Here is a 17,985-nt window from a genome sequence, read left to right as displayed (position 1 = left end):
CGTTTTTATTTTTCTCTATAAAAGTCAAATTCAATACCAATTGATTTTTTTTAAAAACAAGAGACATTTTGTCTTTAAAAATAAGTTTTTTATGACTTTTTGACTGGTAGTATGATAATTAAGAACAATAATGTTATTAAAATAAGAACTTAATGGGAGTATTAAACACTATTTTTGGAAGAAAAGACAAAAATGAAGAAGGAAAAGAGTCATTTATAAACTGGACTCCATTAACATCGGTAGAGCAAATAAAGGAAATAAAAGAATTATCGAATAAACAACCAATTGCTATTTTTAAACATTCAACAAGGTGTGGAATTAGTAGCATGGTAATTAAACGTTTTGTAAATAGTTTTGATGAGGAATTAAAAGATTTTAAAGTGTATTATCTTGACTTACTCAGTTATAGAGATGTTTCTAATGAAATAGGGTATACATTTCAGGTTTTACATCAATCTCCTCAGTTGTTGGTAGTTAAAAATGGAGAAGTAATTTCGCATGCTTCTCATTACGATATTGCTCGTATTGATTTGAAAAAAATCTAAAAAAGATGCCATTTTTAATGGGATTTCCTTAAATACCTCGTATTTTTGCGTATTTCAAAATTAATAGAGATTTGAGTAACGAAACAGCAACTTCACAACCAAAGAAAGGAAAAAATCTATACGATTATCAAAAAGAAGCATTGCACAAAATTTTCAAAAGTTTTGAGAATGCCCCCGAAAATTACCATTTACTTTATCAACTACCTACAGGAGGAGGAAAGACCGTTATTTTCTCTGAAATTACACGTCAATACTTAAAACATTATCAAAAGAAAGTATTGATTATGACACACCGAATAGAGCTGTGTAAACAGACAGCAAAAATGCTTAAAGAGTTTGGTGTTGTAAATAAAATTATAGATAGTAAAGCAAGTTTAGACGATCAAAATGAGTTTGATTGCTTTGTAGCTATGGTTGAAACGTTAAACAATCGTTTGAATGACGATATGTTAGATATTTCAGATGTAGGTTTAGTAATTATTGATGAGGCACATTACAATTCTTTTACTAAACTATTTAAGTTCTTTGATAAGTCTTTTATACTGGGTGTAACTGCAACTCCTTTAAGTTCAAATATTAAGCTTCCTATGAAGGATAATTATGATGAGCTTATTGATGGGGAGAGTATTGGGGCTTTAATTCAAAATGAATATTTGGCAAAAGCCAATATTTATTCTTATAATGTAGGTTTAACTTCGTTAGAAGTAGGGGCTAATGGTGATTATACTGTAAAATCATCTGAAGATTTATATACAAATACAGATATGCTTTCAAAGCTTTTACAAGCTTATGAAGAACGGGCTAAAGGAACAAAAACCTTAATTTTTAACAATGGTATTAATACATCGTTGCATGTATATGATACGTTTAAAAGAGCTGGGTACCCAATTGCACATTTAGACAACACTAACACTAAGAAGGAACGTGATTTTATCTTAAAATGGTTTCATAAAACACCTAATGCTATAATTACTTCGGTAAGTATCTTAACAACAGGGTTTGATGAACCTTCTGTACAATCAATTATTCTTAATAGAGCAACGAAATCGTTAACATTATATTACCAAATGATTGGTCGTGGTTCTCGTATTTTACCTGGAAAATCAGAATTTAATGTAATTGATTTAGGAAACAACTTCCATCGTTTTGGACCTTGGGGTGCCGATTTAGATTGGCAAAAAATGTTTAGGGCACCTAATTTCTATCTAGACAATTTATTATCTGATGAAGAAATAGAAAGTGACTTTAAATATGAGTTACCAGCAGATGTTAAAGCAGAGTTTGCTAATTCTGAAGACCTTTATTTTGATGTTAAAAAAGTATACAGAGACACTATTCAAGGAGGAGAGTCTTCAAAAAGAGTACTGGAAAAATCAATAGAACATCATGCAAAAATGTGTGTTGAAAATAGTGAAGATGTTTTTGATGCATTGATATTAGCAAAAATGTTGGGAGGAGATATTGATGATAGAATTTTTAGATACTCAAAATGTATCTCAAAGAGTACTCATAATTTCATTGATTGGTTACAAGATGACTATCGTAAAAAATTAAATAGTTATTTACGAAATAATTTTGATGAAGTATATGAGCAAATTCATGGACATCCACCACCTGAAGATGAATAAAAATAAAAAATCCAGTTCTTTTGAACTGGATTTTTTTATGCTTATATTATCAGTAATGATAAGTATTTACTTAGCTGGTAAAATTTTACCTGAGCATTCACCAAAACCAATGCGAATTTTTTCATTTTTACAATAACCACGCATAATAACAGTATCGTTATCATTTATAAATTTACGTTCGCTACCGTCGTTTAATTTAACAGGGTTCTTACCTCTCCAAGTTAATTCTAACATTGAACCAAAGCTATCTTGAGTAGGACCAGAAATAGTACCACTACCCATCATATCACCTGCATTTACAGGACACCCATTTACTGTATGATGTGTTAATTGTTGTACCATAGTCCAATACATGTATTTAAAGTTAGAATTACACACTACAGTTTCTTCTTTACCTTCTGGTTGAATAGCCATTTGTAAATTAATATCGTAACTATCTTTTCCTTCTTTCTTTAAATAAGGTAAAGGTTCATATACTTGTTTAGGATTATCTACTCTAAAAGGCTCTAGTGCATCTAAGGTTACAATCCAAGGAGAAATTGTTGAAGCAAAATTCTTTCCTAAGAAAGGTCCTAATGGAACATATTCCCAAGCTTGAATGTCACGAGCAGACCAGTCGTTAAACAATACCAGTCCGAAGATATAATCTTCTGCTTCTTCAATAGGTATTCTATCTCCTAAGTCGTTAGCAACTGTAGTAATAAAAGCCATTTCTAATTCAAAATCTAATAATTTCGAAGGTCCAAAATTAGGTGTAGTTTCTCCTTCATTAGGACGCTGTTGCCCTATAGGACGACGAATTGGAGTACCAGATGGCACGATAGAAGAACTTCTTCCGTGATAGCCAATAGGAATTTGTAACCAGTTTGGAAGTAAGGCATTTTCAGGATCTCTAAATAAGCTCCCTACATTCGTTGCATGTTCTTTACTAGCATAAAAATCGGTATAATCTCCTACAGCGACAGGAAGTTGCATTTCTACTTCATCCATTCTAAAGATTATTTTGTCTTTGTGCTCAGCATTATCTCTTAGCTTACTGTTTTTTACATCAAAAATATCAGCAATCCTATTACGAACTAAACGCCATGTTTTACGTCCGTCTGCAATAAAATCATTTAAGGTGTCTTGTAAGAAGATATCATCTGTTAAAGGAATTCCATCAAAATATCCTAATTGATGTAAAGCACCTAAATCAATCGCATAATCACCAATTCTTGTACCAATTGTTATGATATCATCTTTAGTTAAAAAAACCCCAAAAGGTATATTTTGAATAGGAAAATCTGAGTTTTCAGCTACAGTTAACCAAGATTTTCTATTCGGGTTATTAGCAGTTATTTCCATTTATCGTTTTTGTTATATTTTCATCAAACCTACATATTTTTTTCAATTTACCCCAAAAAGATGAGTAAAAAAAATGTGAAAGTATTTTAGCGTAAACTTCTTTAAAAATCCTTAAAAAAGGATACATAAATTTTAGTACATTTGGCTACTTTACGCAACAAAACAAACAACATGCAAAAAGATCATCAAATATTTGATTTAATTCAAGAGGAAAAAGAACGACAATTAAATGGTTTAGAATTGATTGCTTCTGAAAATTTTGTGAGTGACCAAGTAATGGAAGCTCAAGGATCAGTTTTAACAAATAAATATGCTGAAGGATACCCAGGTAAACGTTATTACGGAGGGTGTGAAGTAGTAGATATCGTTGAGCAAATTGCGATTGATAGAGCTAAAGAATTATTTGGAGCTGAGTATGTAAATGTACAGCCACACTCTGGAAGTCAGGCAAATACTGCGGTCTTTGCAGCTTGTTTACAACCAGGAGATACTATTTTAGGTTTTGACTTATCTCATGGAGGTCATTTAACACACGGTTCACCAGTTAATTTTTCAGGAAAATTATACAATCCTGTGTTCTACGGAGTGGTAAAAGAAACTGGATATATCGATTATGATCATTTAGAACAACAAGCAAAAGAGCACAAACCTAAGTTAATCATTGCTGGAGCTTCAGCGTATTCTCGTGATATTGATTTTAAAAAGTTTAGAGAAGTTGCTGATAGTGTTGGAGCTATTTTAATGGCTGATATTTCACATCCAGCAGGATTAATAGCAAAGGGTATTTTATCTGATCCACTACCACACTGTCATATAGTTACTACAACAACTCATAAAACATTACGTGGACCTCGTGGAGGAATGATTATGATTGGAAAAGATTTTGAAAATCCGTTCGGATTAAAATTAAAATCAGGAAAATTAAAGAAAATGTCTACATTGATTAACTCTGCGGTATTCCCAGGAAACCAAGGTGGACCATTAGAACATGTTATTGCAGCAAAAGCAGTTGCTTTTGGTGAAGCTTTAACAGATGAGTTCTTGGAATATCAAATTCAAGTAAAAGAAAACGCACAAGCAATGGCCAAAGCTTTTGTAGAGAAAGGATATGAAATTATTTCTGGAGGTACAGACAACCATTGTATGTTAATTGATTTACGTAACAAAAAGATTACAGGTAAAGCTGCTGAAGAAGCTTTAGGAAAAGCAGAAATAACTGTAAACAAAAATATGGTTCCTTTTGATACAGAATCACCATTTGTTACTTCTGGTATTCGTGTTGGTACTGCTGCAGTTACTACACGTGGTTTGAAAGAAGAAGATATGCAGGTAATTGTTGATTTAATAGACGAAGCATTAATGAATGCTGAGAACGAAGAAGTACTAGAAACAGTAGGAGAGAAGGTATATGATTTAATGCATAACAGACGCTTGTTTATTATGTAATATAACAATATCCTTATAAAAAGAAGGTTGTCTTGAAAGACAACCTTTTTTTATATACCTAACCCAGGTTTTGTTTTTACTCTTTATAAAGTTTTTTATACTGCTCATAAAGCCATTTCGTTTTTTTATAGGTCGTAAAACTATATTCGATATAGTTAATTTTAAACAATAAAAAAATGAAAAAAATTTACACAGTTTTAGTGTGTGTAAGCTTACTTATTGGGGCTTGTTCAAAAGATGAAGAAAATTTACCTGTAAAAGAAGTTACTCCTTTTGAAAATTTATTAAAAGACAACAATCTAATAGCTTATTACCCTTTCAATGGTTCAGCAAATGATAACAAAAACTCGTATGATGGTATTGTAAAAGACTTTGATGCTACTCAAGACAGAAAAGGAAACAACTCTAGTGCTTATAAAAGCACAACAACTTCAGCTGAAATTAGTTTTCCTGCTGCTATTCCTTTTAAAAATGAATCCTTTTCTATGAGTTTTTGGTTCAAGGTTCCTACAAACTTACATGATGCTACTTTTACTATTTTATCTAAAAGAGAAGCCTGTAGAAAAGGAGACTTTATTCAAGTAGCATATAAAAAAGGTTCGAATGAATTAACTGTTGAAATGAGATCAGACAATGTTATGACAGATTTAAATGGTTCTGCAACAACTGATTTAGAAAATGTGAGCCCAACTAAATGGACTCATGTAGTTATCGTGAAAGATAATTCTACTAGAAAAACGACTATTTATATAAATGGAAAAGAAAAAGTAAGTACTCCATGGAGTCTTCCTGATGGAATTGTGAGCATAGATAATACTGCTAAGTTTAAAGTAGGACACTCACCATGTGTTATTTCTGGTCTTAACAACTTTATAGGCTCAATAGACGAATTAATCTTATTAAAGAAAGCTCTTACACCTCAAGAAATAAGTGTTTTGAAAAATCAATAAAAACAGTAGAAAATTAAAGGTAAAAAAAAATAGGTACTCTTACCAGAGTACCTATTTTTTTTATTCGTCATTATCTTGAGCTCGTTCGAGAATTTTTTCAGGAAGTGCTTTTTTAGCTTTCGCTCCCATTTTCTTTAATTTTTCTACACTTGTAATTAAGTTTCCACGACCTTCTACCAACTTATTCATAGCTGCGGCATAATCGGCTTTAGTACCGTCTATTTTCTTTCCAATATTAACCAAATCAGCTAACAGCCCATGAAATTTATCGTATAAAGCACCTGCTTGTCGTGCAATCTCTAAAGCATTACGTTGTTGCTTTTCATTATTCCACATGGTATCAATAGTACGTAAGGTAGCTAATAAAGTAGTTGGAGTAACAATAACAATATTTCTTTCAAAAGCTTTATTATATAAAGTATTGTCTTCATTTAAAGCTACAGCAAAAGCTGGTTCTATTGGTACAAACAGTAGTACAAAATCAGGAGACTCTATTTTATAAATATCCTCATACTTTTTTTCTGAAAGCTGCTCAACATGTCGCTTTAATGAGTTAACATGTTCTTTTGCAAAACGCTCTTTTACAATATCGTCTTCACTATTTACATACTGTTCATAAGCAGTTAAAGATACTTTAGAATCAACCACCATTTTTTTGTTATCAGGTAAGTGAATTACGACATCGGGCATGATACGTTTACCCTCATCATTGGTAAAAGATTGTTGCACAAAGTATTCTCTGTCTTTTTCTAAGCCAGATTTTTCTAAAACACGTTCTAATACTAATTCTCCCCAATTTCCTTGGGTTTTGCTATCACCTTTTAAAGCTTTAGTTAAGTTTAATGTTTCCTTGCTCATTTGAGCATTTAACTCTTTTAACCCTAATAATTGCTCTTTTAAAGCAGAATGCATCGAAATACTTTCTTTTTGAGTGTCTTCAACCTTCTTTTCAAAAGTTTGGATTTTTTCTTGAAGTGGATTTAAAATATCCTTAATATTTTTCTTATTCTGCTCAGTAAATTTATTCGATTTCTCATCTAGAATTTTGTTCGCTAAATTTTCAAACTCTTTGGTAAACTTATCCTGTAACTTTTCTACTTCTTCTTTATTCTCTTGAAGTTTTAATTGTAAATTTTTCAACTCTTCATTTTTTCTAGCCAATTCAAGAGCAGTAAACTCTTTTTCACGACGTAATTCACTATTTTCTTTAGTTTTTTCGTCTAATCTATTTAAAAAGTCTTCCTTTTGCTGAGAAAATGACTCTTCCTTTTCTTTTTTCTGAATATCAAAATTAGCTTGATGATTTTGTAGGGTTACAATCTCTTTTTCTAAGTCAGAAGTTTGTTGTTTAAACTTCAATTTAGAGAGTAAGTTTCCAATAACAAACCCAATTAGTAAGGTGCTAGTAGTAGTTAAAATAAGTAAGAGAGTGGTATTCATTAGAATAAATAAAAGGTTATTAAGTGAACAAATATAGGACAAGATAGGTTAAAATTATTTGATTTTTGTAGGGAAAACCGTATCATTGACCTTTATACCTAGTAAATGATATCTAAATTTATATTTCACAAAGTTTTAGGCTGGAAGGTAGTTGGAGATTTTCCAAGAAATTTAAAAAAATACGTTGTTATTGGAGCTCCACATACCAGTTGGAAAGACTTTCCGATTGCTATTTTGGCTAGAAACACTATTGGCGTAAAAATTAACTTTATAGGTAAGGCTTCGTTATTTAAACCCCCTTTTGGTTTTATTTTTAGAGCATTAGGAGGGGCTCCTGTTGATAGGAGCAAAAGCACTAATAAAGTAGATGCAATTGTGTCTGTATTTAATCAGCATGATGAATTTCGTCTAGCGTTATCTCCAGAAGGAACTCGTGCTAAAGTAACCTCATGGAAAACGGGATTTTATTATATTGCTAAAGGTGCTAATATTCCTGTGGTAATGTTTGCTTTCGATTTTGAAAATAAGCAAATTATTATAGCTCCTCCTTATTACTTAACAGATGATATGAACGCTGATATGAATCATTTTTATGATTTTTATAGAGATATTAAAGGAGCAAAACCGGATCTGTTCTCTGTACCTAATAAAGAGTAAAACAAACGTTAAATAGTCTTGTTTTCTTGAAAGTTTTACGATATTTAAGTATCTTGTAAAAGGTTTAAAAACAGTAAAGTATGAAAAGATTTGTTTTTTTTATTAGTATGATTTTTTTACTACTTAGTTGTGCATCTTCTAAAAACATAACTCAGTCAGAAATAGATAACTTAAACGCTCTTATAGAAAGTAAAACTTTTGAAATAGAATCAGAGTGGGCTGAACCAATGGTTACAAATGCAATGGCACAAATAGCTAATGCAGGTTTGTTACCTATAGGAAGTAACGCTGGAAACATTAATTTAGTAGGAAATAGTAATTTTTTCAAAATGAAAAAAGATACTGTTGCAGCCTATTTACCATATTTTGGAGAGCGACAAATGGGAGGTTCTTATGGAAGTACAGATATTGGAATTGAATTTGAAGGAACTCCTGAAGATTTAGTTGTATCAGAAGATAAAGAGAATAGTTACAAAATTAGTTTTAAAATAAAGGATAAAAATACAACAACTGAAAACTATAATGTTATAGTTAGAGTATATCCTAGCTTATCGAGTACCATTTATGTAAATAGTACGCAGAAAAATTCAATTAGATATAGAGGTAAGGTACTTAAAACTTCAGAAGAAAAGTAAAATATTGTATATAATACTGTATTTTTAGTAGCTCATTACATCAATGTATGGAGCTACCAAACTTTAAAAAGTATCTTATTGAAAAAGGAGGATTATCAGAAGATGATTACCTTCAAATACAATCGTTTATTTCTTTAAAAAACGTTTCTAAAAGTGATTTTTTATTAAAAGAAGGAGATGTGTGTTCACATTTCTTTTTTGTAGAAAAAGGTTTGTTACGTTTATATGCCCTAAATGAAGAGGGAAAAGAAAATATTTTACAGTTTGCTACTGAAAATTGGATTGTAAGTGATAGAGGTAGTGTATATTTTCAAGAACCATCAACATATTATATTGACGCTGTAGAAGATACATTAGTTATAATGTTAGACGAGGACTTTATTAATAAAGTGTCAAAAATAAATACTGATTTTAGAAGAAAAAATGAGCATTTGTTACAAAAACATATTCGTCAATTATACAAACGTATTAGTCAACTACTTGGAGCTTCAGCAAAAAGACGTTATTTAGATTTTGTAAAGATGTATCCAGATATTATGTTACGAGTTCCGCAATGGATGATTGCTTCTTACTTAGGAATAACTCCAGAAAGCTTGAGTCGTGTTCGTAAATCACTTGCTGAAGAAAACTTCAAACCAAATAATTAAGATACGAGTTATGATTGTTGATTTACGGTTGTTAGATAATCGTAATTCGTTCTTACCATAGGTCAATGCATACCTTTTTTTGTTGCCGTAATTTTACAGTGAAATAAAAAGTGGAGATTAACTCACTTAATATTTCAAAAAAGTAAACTCAATTAATTTCGATGTTAAGCATCGAATAATTAATCCCATTTAATGGGTAAAAAAGGATTTATCATGAGACATTTAAAAACATTAGTTGTAACAAAAAATACAACAAAACCCAAAATTTTGAATTGGCAAGTTTCAACTGTTCCTGATGTCGAAACAGCCATTGAAAAACTACACCAACAAACATATAAGGTTTTAGCTATTTCTAAAGACACTAAAGAGATAGAAAAAACCAAACTGCAAAAGATTATTACAGTATTATTTCCTGAAGCAATTATTGTTGAATACAAAGATGAAACAGCGCTTTCAGAAAGCGTTAAACAAGGGTATTGGTCTAAAAATAAACCAGAAATACAACGTAATTATTTGGATAATTCATTTGAAATGGAATTAGCCGCTAGTTTAAATTAATTAAAGAAAGGAAGTTAAAATGAAAACAAGAAGTATAGAAAAGATAGTAAAACCTGGAACTCCACATTTTGTTGGAGATGGATTTAGAGTTCATAATTTTATTCCAGGAAGCTCAACGATGCAACGTATGGATCCATTTATTATGTTAGATTATAATTCAAAATATAATTTTCCTCCAACAGATAAACCAAAAGGAGTGGGAGTACATCCGCACAGAGGTTTTGAAACCGTAACGATTGCCTATAAAGGACGTGTTGAGCATGGTGATAGTGCAGGTGGAGGTGGAATTATAGGTGAAGGAGACGTACAATGGATGACAGCGGCTTCAGGAGTTTTACACAAAGAGTTTCATGAAACCGAATGGAGTAAAACAGGAGGAGAGTTTCAAATGGTACAATTATGGGTAAATTTACCGGCTAAGGATAAAATGAGTTCGCCAAAATATCAAGCAATTGCTAATGCAGAAATGGCTAAAATACCTTTAGCAGATGGAGGAGGAGAAATAGAGGTAATTGCAGGAGAGTATAAAGGAAATAAAGGACCTGCATTTACATTTTCGCCAGTTAATATGTTTAATGTAAAGTTGAAGAAAGGAGTAAAAACACAGTTAACCTTTCCTAAAAACTACACTACTGCTATTTTATCAGTTGAAGGTAGTGTTAAAGTGAATGAATCAAACAATATTTTAGAGGATTACTTTGTATTATTCAAAAATGACGGAGATACTTTTACTTTAGAGGCTTTAGAAGATGCTATAATTTTAGTATTAAGCGGAGAGCCTTTAAACGAACCTATTGCGGCACACGGTCCGTTTGTAATGAATACTAAACAAGAGTTAATAGAAGCATTTCAAGACTTCAATACTGGAAAGTTTGGTTATTTAGAAGATTAACAATAACTTTAAAAGGCAACTCTTCGGTTTAGAGTTGCTTTTTTGATTAAATCCTTAATAGGTATAAAAATGTCTAACACGAAACTAATAATTGAAGAGCGAGCAGCAAATATTGGTAATTTTCTAGTAGGTCGCTTGTTGCCATTTAGGCAAAAACGAATGGTAGGTCCTTTTATTTTTATCGACCATATGGGACCAGTAAAACTTACCGAAAATGATAATTTAGATGTTGATATGCATCCTCACATAGGTATATCAACTCTTACTTTTTTGTTTGAAGGAGCTATAGTACACCGTGATAGTATCGGAACTGAAATAGAAATAACTCCAGGAGCTGTAAATTGGATGACAGCAGGAAAAGGAGTAGTACATACAGAAAGAACTCCTAAAAGATTAAGGAATTCAACTAAGAAGCTTCATGGGTTACAAATATGGGTAGCTTTACCTTTAAGTGAAGAGCGATGTGAACCTTCTTTTACACATGTTTCCGAAAATGAAATTCCTAATTGGGAAGATGAAGGAGTTCAGTTTAAGCTCATCGCAGGAAAAGCGTTTGGAAAGCAATCTCCTGTTCCAGTATATAGTCCACTGTTTTTTATAGAAATTAAATCGAGTGAGAAGAAAACAATTACTATAGGAGAACATTTGTTTGGTGAAAGTGCCTTATATATTTTAGAAGGAAATATTATTAGTGATGGACATACTTATGAGTCCAAAAAATTATTAGTAGCAAAAGACAGTACCTTGTGTTCTTTTGAAATTACAGCAAATTCTACTGTTTATATTTTTGGAGGAGAGCCATTTCCAGAAGAACGCTTTATAGAGTGGAATTTTGTGGCTTCTAATAAAGAATTGATAGAGCAAGCTAAAGAAAACTGGAAGAATAATAAATTTCCTTCTGTACCAAATGAGACAGAGCGAATCCTCTTACCAGAACAAAGACGTTTTGGGAGGAGTTAATAGTGTAATAAACAAAAAACATATGAAAACAGGCAGATTAAGAAGCATTTAACGATGGTGTTTTAGCTATTCTAATTACCATTATGGCAGTAGAAATTAAAGCTCTCAGAAGATACTACATTTAAAGGACTATTAGCTCCCGTATTTATATAAGTTAGAAGTTCTTATGGAAAAGTAATTCAAAAAAAATATGGTTTTTCCTTACTAAAAATATGGTTTTTTTTATAGTAAACTCTTTTTTAAAGGTTATTTTCGGAAAACAAAATAATATTTATAACCCCCAAAATACTTTATAATGAAAAAAGTAATTTTAAACGTAAAAGGATCACAAGAGTTAATAAAAACAACCTTAAAGAACATTAAAGGAGGAAATGCAGTACCTTTTCCTTTTCCTAAAGAATGTGGAGGAGATGGTTCTTTTATTTATCAAGATGGAGTAAAGGTATGTTGTTACAGACCTACCACTATGGACTATATTTGTTAAAAATTGTTTAATATAGGATATAAGAAAAAGGCTTTAGTTTATAAACTAAAGCCTTTTTTCTTAATTGTTTTTGATTTTGGAAAAATAGAGAATAGCATCATCTATAGCCTTATTAATGGGTAGATATTCAATCTTTAAATCTCTTACTGACTTAGTATTAGAAAAAAAGTTGTTTATACATAAAGTACGCATATTCGTTAAACTTAAAGAAGTTTTTATACCCATACTTCGGAGAACATCTCTAAAATAACCTATCATAATAAGTATAAACTTAGGGATTTGAACCATCAAAGGTAATTGATTAGTTACTTTGTTAAGTTTATTAAAAAAATCTTTATAACTAAGGTTCTCGTTTGCTAGTAAATACTTCTCTCCAAAAGAATTTGTAGTTAGTACTTTTATAATGCCATTAGCAACATCTTTTACATGTACAAAGTTTTTTCCTCCTGGAGGATAAAATATTACTTTCTTTTTCCATCCCATGTATATTATTTTCCCCGAACTAGGTTTAGTATCGTAAGCTCCTAACATAAAAGTAGGATTTACGATAGCTGTTTTTATCTTATGGTTATTTTTTAACAAGTACCTCTCAGCTTCAAGTTTACTTTTCGCATAATATGATTGTTTAAAAAGTTTACTCATTTTATTATTTTCAGCCCCCGGTTTTTGCAAAGAACCATACCCTAAAGTATTGGCAGTACTAACAAAAATAAAACGTTTAACATTACATATTATAGCAGCATTGTATAGTTGTATAGTAGTATTACAGTTTATTTTCTTATAATCAGAATACCTCAATAAATTTTGACTAGTTGTTGCAGCAACATGTATTACTACGTCAACTTTATTTAATAAAGAAGTAAAGTCTATAAATAAATCACCTTCAATTAATTTTAAGTGTTTATGTTCTTTTCCTTTATAGTTTTGTTTTTTTCTGGTAAGACCAATAACAAAATAACCTTGTTGTAAAAGTTCATGACATAAATTAGTACCTAATAAACCATTAACTCCAGTAATAAAAATTCGTTTCATTTTTAAGCTTCTCTTTTTATTATACTTGTCATCATAGGTATTTTTATCCAATTAGGTAAAAGAATAGAAATAAACCAACTCATTGGGTTTATAACTATAAAAGCTTTTCGTTTAAACATTTTTTTTATTGAATACTTAGCAACCTTTTTTGGATCTAACAAGGTTAATTTACCTAAAAAGCCTTGTTTTTTTATTCTTGCAGTAATTTCTGGATTTGTTTTCATAGCTCCAGGGTTTATAACACTAACAGAAATATTAGTGTTTTTTAGCTCTTCTGAAAGACCTAATGAAAATGAGTGAACAAAAGCTTTTGAAGCAGGATAAACTGTTTTATAACCTAGAGGGGAAAAAGCAGCAATGCTTGATACATTTAAAATATATGATTTTTTTTGCTCTTTTAAATTAGGAAGTAATTGATGTGTAAGTATTGTTATTGCTTTTATATTGACTTGAATTATATTATTAATATAATTAAGAGAAACGTCTTCTATTTTTTTTGTTCCACCAGTACCAGCATTATTAATTAGAATATTAATAGCGTATTTTTCCTTTAAATAACTAGTTAATGATTTAAGGTTAGCATCTGAAGAAAAATCAGTTTCATAATAGGCTACTTTAACATTGTAGTATGTTTCAATTAGGTTAGCCAGTTTATTTAAATTTTGTTTAGGAAGACTAATTAAAATGAGATTGTGTTTTCTTTTGGCCAATTCTAATGCAAAAGCTTTTCCTAACCCTTGACTTGCTCCTGTAATAACTGCAAACGTATTATCTGTATATTCTTTCATTTGTCTTTTTTAAAATATGTAAACAAAATTAGAACAAGAGATGATTTAAAATGCCCTTGTTTATAAATGAGGACAAGAATTCAAACTATTGTCAATCAATTATTTAAACACTCGTATTGTTCTGTATTATAAACTAGAACTTTGTTTTTTAAATTCCGAAGGTGTTTGATTTGTAAGCTTTTTAAATGTAGTATTAAAAGCAGTTTTAGAACTAAAACCAGACTCAAATGCAATACCTAATATAGATAGTTTTTCAGAAGATTTATCCATTAATAATTTTTTAGCTTTTTCTATACGATAACTATTGATAAACTGATAGAAATTTTGATTAAATCCATTATTAATAACATATGATAATTGGTGCGATGTTATTTGCATTTCTTCCGCTAAAGAAGCCAAATTAATGTTGTTATCTAAATACAAATGTTTAGTTTTCATCAAAGCATTTAATTTAGCTTTTAATATAACAAGCTCTTTGTCTTTAATAATTTTTCGTTTATTAGTATCAATTTCATCATCATCATCATTCTCAATAGCAATAATATCTTCACGGTGTTTTTGGTTAGTCGGAAAAATTTCTTTTTGTTTTAAGGAGTTGTAAGTCATAAACAAGACAACACCTAACGTAATAATGTTTAGGTATAGGTTTAAGGGTAGTCCAATATAAACAAGGTTAAAAACACTTATAATTAAAACTAGAACCATAATTACAAGAATAATATTTTCTAACCATTTCAAATTAATTTCATCAGTATTAGATGAAAACAAAGTTATTTTTCGCTGATGAATACGAAGTCTTAAAAACGATTTTGTAGTAAATATAATCGCATTAACAAGTATTAATGTTACTAATAAAAACTGATAATTAATAATCGAGATGTAATCATAAATAATTGCAATTAAATAAACTATTGGTATAATAAATACAGTGCTGTCTTTAAACGTAAAACTATAATTAGGATTAGAAAAAAACAAAACACTGATATATAGTAGTATAGGGGTGAAAAATTGTATAAATGAAATTACTAAGTTAAAAAAATGACCAAAAGGTTCTGCCTTTGTTAGTAAAACAATTTCTTCTAACCAAAAACTAGACCATAAAAATAAAGTTATCCCAAACCAAATATTAGCTTTTTTATTTACTCTCAATGGGTTTGAAAGCATGATAAAAGAAAGTAGTATTAATGAAGAAAAAACAAGTATTTGAATAAAATAGATAAGCAATTAATTTTGTTTTTCACAAATATAAGTTCTTATCTTTAATTTAATAGGGTCTAACACTTAAGTTTTTTATTAATTAACCGTAGTATTACTTAGACTTTTTTAGTTGGTAATAATTCCTCAGGAAAAGGGAATAAAATTGTTAAGTTTTTCTCTGCGGCAATATATGTATTTACCAAATCTAAATTTAATACAGACCCTATTACCGATTGGTACTTCCATTTGCCAAATGGTTGTCCTTCTGACAATTAAAAAACTAAATAATATATTCGGATTAAAAGTTCGCTTTTTTGTACAAAAGAATAAAGCTACAGTTGTGTCTGTTTTTTAATAGCGTATCTGTTTAGAGAGTTTTCTAGTTTCTGAATCATTCTTTTTCTAATTTTTTCAGGTTTTAACACTTCTATACTATCACCAAAGCCCAAAATTAAACGTTCCAATTCATAATTAGGAATAACTAAAATATTAAAGATAGCCCCGTCATCTGTATATTTTATCAATCGTTGAGATTTATGAAAAGGTTTCGTGAGTACATAAGGAGTATTTGCTTTATCTACCCAAAAAGCAATACGTTGTGGTCTCGTATTTGAAACTGTGACACCTACAACATCTTTATAATAAACATCACCATTAATTGCTTTATCTATATATGTTGTGTTTTCAACTTCCATTACAGAATTTATACGATCTAAAGCTAAAGTTGTTTCTTTACCCTTTACCAGTGCCAATAAAAACCACCTATTATTAAACTCTTTTAATAATTGTGGATGCAAGGTTATTATACTAGCTTTTTCTGCTTTAAAAGACTGATAATTTACCTTTAGTACTTTTTTTTGCTGTATAGCATTGTATAAAGGATCTATAAAAGACAAGCCTTTTAGCTGTTCGTTTTTATCTAAATGAATAATAGCCCTATTGTTTTTTTGAGAAGAATATACCGAATCTTCTAAACGTTGTAGCACTCCATCCATTTCTTTGAATAAAGAAAAGTCTTTGAACTGGCGTAATACTTGAATAGCATCATTCATCACTTTCACATCGTTTTCAGTCACAGGAATATTCATAATGGAATACCCTTCTTCAGCATAACGGTAATATTTTCGTTGATAGACTTCAATCGGAGCATTATACCCTAATTTATCACTACGCATCAATTGAATATCTAACTGAACCGTTCTCTTACTCACATAAATATCTTTTCCTTCGTATTCGTATAAGGCATCAGAACAAGCATCAATTAAATCATTCAAAGTCCAAGTACGCATTGTGTTTCGAAGGCATTGATCAATTGTTTTGTATCGAATTAGGGCATTTTTATTAGAAGCCATTTTATAATTTTTTAGTAAAAATGATAAATTCTTTTTTGGTACGCAAAAAGATTGCGTAATACAATAAAATATTTGCAGTGTGATTAAGAAAAAGAAGTCGTTTAAGTGGGAAAATTGCTATGAACATAAAAATATTTAAACCGCAGAAAAATGAAAAAACTAAAAAATGAATATAGAAATCAAGATGAAGCTTTACCAAAAGCTATTATTTGTGATTTAGACGGAACTTTATCTTTGATACATAACAGAAGTCCTTTTGATGGAAGTAGGTGTGAACAAGATTTACCTAATGTGCCTATCGTTAATTTAGTAAAGAATTACCAACAATTAGGATATAAAATACTTCTTTTATCAGGTAGAGAAGCTAAATATCAACCAGAAACAGAGTCTTGGTTAAAAAAACATGAAATAGCTTATGACACACTATGGATGCGTAAATCAAAAGATAATAGGAAAGATGCGATTATTAAAGAAGAGGTATTTAAAAGAAAAATAGAGCATAAGTATTTTATTGAGTTTGTTTTAGATGATAGAAATCAAGTGGTTGATTTATGGAGAAAGGAATTAAAACTTCCTTGTTTACAAGTGTTTTATGGTGATTTTTAAAAAATCAAGAACAATTAATTAAAAAATAATGGAAAGAAAAATATTAGCAAAATTAAAAGAAATAGAAAACGAAAAGGATATTAAAATACTTTTTGCAGTAGAATCAGGTAGTAGAGCTTGGGGATTTGCCTCCCCAGATTCAGATTATGATATTCGGTTTGTGTATAAGCACCAAAAGAATTGGTATTTAAGTCTGTGGGAGCATAGAGATTCTATTGAGTTTATTACTGAAGACAATTTAGACGGATCTGGATGGGATATTAAAAAAGCACTTCTTTTGTTAGCTAAATCAAATGCTTCATTAACAGAGTGGTTATTTTCACCAATAGTATACAAAGCTGATTCAATATTTCTAGAAGAAATAAAAAAGTTAGCCAAAAATAATTTTAACCCTATTGCAGGTTTTCATCACTATCATTCTATGAGTAAAAGTTTTGAAGAAGCTTTAGCTACTGATAAAATGACCTTGAAAAGTTTCTTTTATACAATTCGTACGGCATTTTGTGCTAATTGGATTATAAAAAAAGGGACAATTCCACCAGTACTTTTTAAGGATTTATATGAGTTAATTGAAATGAAATATCATACAATGATTAATGATTTAATTCAGTTAAAAAGTGAACGAATAGAGGAATTTGAAGAAAGAGTTCCAAATCAGTTAATTCAACTGGTTAAGAATATTATAGAGGAAAATAACATATTGAGAAATCAATTAGTTAATAAGAAAGCAAATCATCAAAAGTTCAATGAATTCTTTCTGGAAAACTTGTAAGTAAAGTATTCCCTTAGGTGACTTTGTAAAGTAAGATTCGTAAAAATGCGAT

20 protein-coding genes and 1 pseudogene are annotated in these 17,985 nt (G+C 30.0%); 14 read left to right on the top strand and 7 right to left on the bottom strand.

Features of this window, described 5'->3' with window-relative positions; translation table 11 throughout:
• Positions 1-152: 152 nt before the first annotated feature.
• Together ytxJ and ACXIHB_RS02620 are read left to right on the top strand one after the other, a co-directional pair.
• The gene (ytxJ, locus tag ACXIHB_RS02625; RefSeq protein ID WP_047788806.1) at positions 153-545 is read left to right on the top strand and encodes a bacillithiol system redox-active protein YtxJ; all 393 of its coding nucleotides are present in this window, start codon (positions 153-155) and stop codon (positions 543-545) included.
• Positions 546-616: 71 nt separating this feature from the next.
• Positions 617-2,173, top strand: a complete 1,557-nt coding sequence (locus ACXIHB_RS02620; RefSeq protein WP_047788805.1) for a DEAD/DEAH box helicase — start codon at positions 617-619, stop codon at positions 2,171-2,173.
• A 66-nt stretch (positions 2,174-2,239) separates the two neighbouring features.
• On the opposite strand, the gene fahA is transcribed toward ACXIHB_RS02620, so the two are convergent.
• Positions 2,240-3,517 carry a fumarylacetoacetase gene (gene fahA / locus ACXIHB_RS02615; RefSeq protein WP_047788804.1) on the bottom strand — a complete coding sequence of 426 codons (1,278 nt, stop codon included), beginning with the start codon at positions 3,515-3,517 and terminating at the stop codon, positions 2,240-2,242.
• Between the two features lie 171 nt (positions 3,518-3,688).
• Here fahA and glyA point away from each other — a divergent pair, with 171 nt between their 5' ends.
• Both glyA and ACXIHB_RS02605 read left to right on the top strand, forming a co-directional pair.
• Positions 3,689-4,963, top strand: a complete 1,275-nt coding sequence (glyA, locus tag ACXIHB_RS02610; RefSeq protein WP_047788803.1) for a serine hydroxymethyltransferase — start codon at positions 3,689-3,691, stop codon at positions 4,961-4,963.
• 176 nt (positions 4,964-5,139) lie between these two features.
• The gene (locus ACXIHB_RS02605) at positions 5,140-5,913 is read left to right on the top strand and encodes a LamG domain-containing protein (protein WP_389863464.1); all 774 of its coding nucleotides are present in this window, start codon (positions 5,140-5,142) and stop codon (positions 5,911-5,913) included.
• 60 nt (positions 5,914-5,973) lie between these two features.
• Here the strand turns inward: ACXIHB_RS02605 and ACXIHB_RS02600 are convergent, their stop codons facing one another.
• Positions 5,974-7,353 (bottom strand): DNA recombination protein RmuC, encoded by a 1,380-nt coding sequence (locus ACXIHB_RS02600; RefSeq protein ID WP_462098827.1) that lies wholly within the window; start codon positions 7,351-7,353, stop codon positions 5,974-5,976.
• 105 nt (positions 7,354-7,458) lie between these two features.
• Between ACXIHB_RS02600 and ACXIHB_RS02595 the strand changes: the two genes are divergently transcribed.
• The 8 genes and pseudogenes from ACXIHB_RS02595 (at position 7,459) to ACXIHB_RS02560 (ending at position 12,186) form a co-directional block, all read left to right on the top strand.
• Positions 7,459-8,010 carry a 1-acyl-sn-glycerol-3-phosphate acyltransferase gene (locus ACXIHB_RS02595; protein WP_073184021.1) on the top strand — a complete coding sequence of 184 codons (552 nt, stop codon included), beginning with the start codon at positions 7,459-7,461 and terminating at the stop codon, positions 8,008-8,010.
• 80 nt (positions 8,011-8,090) lie between these two features.
• Positions 8,091-8,645, top strand: a complete 555-nt coding sequence (locus tag ACXIHB_RS02590; protein ID WP_167713825.1) for a DUF4251 domain-containing protein — start codon at positions 8,091-8,093, stop codon at positions 8,643-8,645.
• A 47-nt stretch (positions 8,646-8,692) separates the two neighbouring features.
• Positions 8,693-9,292, top strand: coding sequence for a Crp/Fnr family transcriptional regulator (locus ACXIHB_RS02585; RefSeq protein WP_462098826.1), 600 nt, complete (start codon positions 8,693-8,695; stop codon positions 9,290-9,292).
• A gap of 213 nt (positions 9,293-9,505) precedes the next feature.
• The gene (locus tag ACXIHB_RS02580) at positions 9,506-9,850 is read left to right on the top strand and encodes a hypothetical protein (protein ID WP_159491081.1); all 345 of its coding nucleotides are present in this window, start codon (positions 9,506-9,508) and stop codon (positions 9,848-9,850) included.
• Positions 9,851-9,869: 19 nt separating this feature from the next.
• Positions 9,870-10,742, top strand: a complete 873-nt coding sequence (locus tag ACXIHB_RS02575) for a pirin family protein (RefSeq protein WP_462098825.1) — start codon at positions 9,870-9,872, stop codon at positions 10,740-10,742.
• 69 nt (positions 10,743-10,811) lie between these two features.
• Entirely contained in the window at positions 10,812-11,702 is an 891-nt protein-coding gene (locus tag ACXIHB_RS02570) for a pirin family protein (RefSeq protein WP_462098824.1), read from the top strand.
• 44 nt (positions 11,703-11,746) lie between these two features.
• Positions 11,747-11,827 (top strand): annotated as a pseudogene (locus ACXIHB_RS02565) (hypothetical protein); the annotation flags it as partial.
• A 170-nt stretch (positions 11,828-11,997) separates the two neighbouring features.
• Complete coding sequence (locus ACXIHB_RS02560; RefSeq protein ID WP_462098823.1) at positions 11,998-12,186, top strand: hypothetical protein; 189 nt, start codon at positions 11,998-12,000, stop codon at positions 12,184-12,186.
• Between the two features lie 60 nt (positions 12,187-12,246).
• Here the strand turns inward: ACXIHB_RS02560 and ACXIHB_RS02555 are convergent, their stop codons facing one another.
• The 5 genes from ACXIHB_RS02555 to ACXIHB_RS02535 all read right to left on the bottom strand — a co-directional run bounded on the left by ACXIHB_RS02555 (position 12,247) and on the right by ACXIHB_RS02535 (position 16,555).
• Positions 12,247-13,218, bottom strand: coding sequence for an NAD-dependent epimerase/dehydratase family protein (locus tag ACXIHB_RS02555; RefSeq protein WP_462098822.1), 972 nt, complete (start codon positions 13,216-13,218; stop codon positions 12,247-12,249).
• A 2-nt stretch (positions 13,219-13,220) separates the two neighbouring features.
• Positions 13,221-14,006 (bottom strand): SDR family NAD(P)-dependent oxidoreductase, encoded by a 786-nt coding sequence (locus tag ACXIHB_RS02550; protein ID WP_159617113.1) that lies wholly within the window; start codon positions 14,004-14,006, stop codon positions 13,221-13,223.
• A gap of 126 nt (positions 14,007-14,132) precedes the next feature.
• Positions 14,133-15,155 carry a helix-turn-helix domain-containing protein gene (locus ACXIHB_RS02545; RefSeq protein ID WP_349264792.1) on the bottom strand — a complete coding sequence of 341 codons (1,023 nt, stop codon included), beginning with the start codon at positions 15,153-15,155 and terminating at the stop codon, positions 14,133-14,135.
• A gap of 164 nt (positions 15,156-15,319) precedes the next feature.
• A complete protein-coding gene (locus tag ACXIHB_RS02540; RefSeq protein ID WP_253680167.1) occupies positions 15,320-15,475 on the bottom strand; it encodes a hypothetical protein in 156 nt (51 codons plus the stop codon).
• A 60-nt stretch (positions 15,476-15,535) separates the two neighbouring features.
• Entirely contained in the window at positions 15,536-16,555 is a 1,020-nt protein-coding gene (locus ACXIHB_RS02535; RefSeq protein ID WP_462098821.1) for a helix-turn-helix transcriptional regulator, read from the bottom strand.
• Positions 16,556-16,705: 150 nt separating this feature from the next.
• Between ACXIHB_RS02535 and ACXIHB_RS02530 the strand changes: the two genes are divergently transcribed.
• Positions 16,706-17,161 carry a phosphatase domain-containing protein gene (locus ACXIHB_RS02530; RefSeq protein ID WP_125064364.1) on the top strand — a complete coding sequence of 152 codons (456 nt, stop codon included), beginning with the start codon at positions 16,706-16,708 and terminating at the stop codon, positions 17,159-17,161.
• A gap of 28 nt (positions 17,162-17,189) precedes the next feature.
• Positions 17,190-17,933: a nucleotidyltransferase domain-containing protein gene (locus tag ACXIHB_RS02525; RefSeq protein WP_159491067.1), complete on the top strand. Its 744-nt coding sequence runs from the start codon at positions 17,190-17,192 to the stop codon at positions 17,931-17,933.
• Positions 17,934-17,985: the final 52 nt, after the last annotated feature.

It is taken from the genome of Tenacibaculum sp. IMCC1 (genome assembly GCF_054906355.1).
The sequence above is the reverse complement of the archived record's forward strand: the minus strand, read 5'-3'. Positions and strand labels throughout refer to the sequence as shown.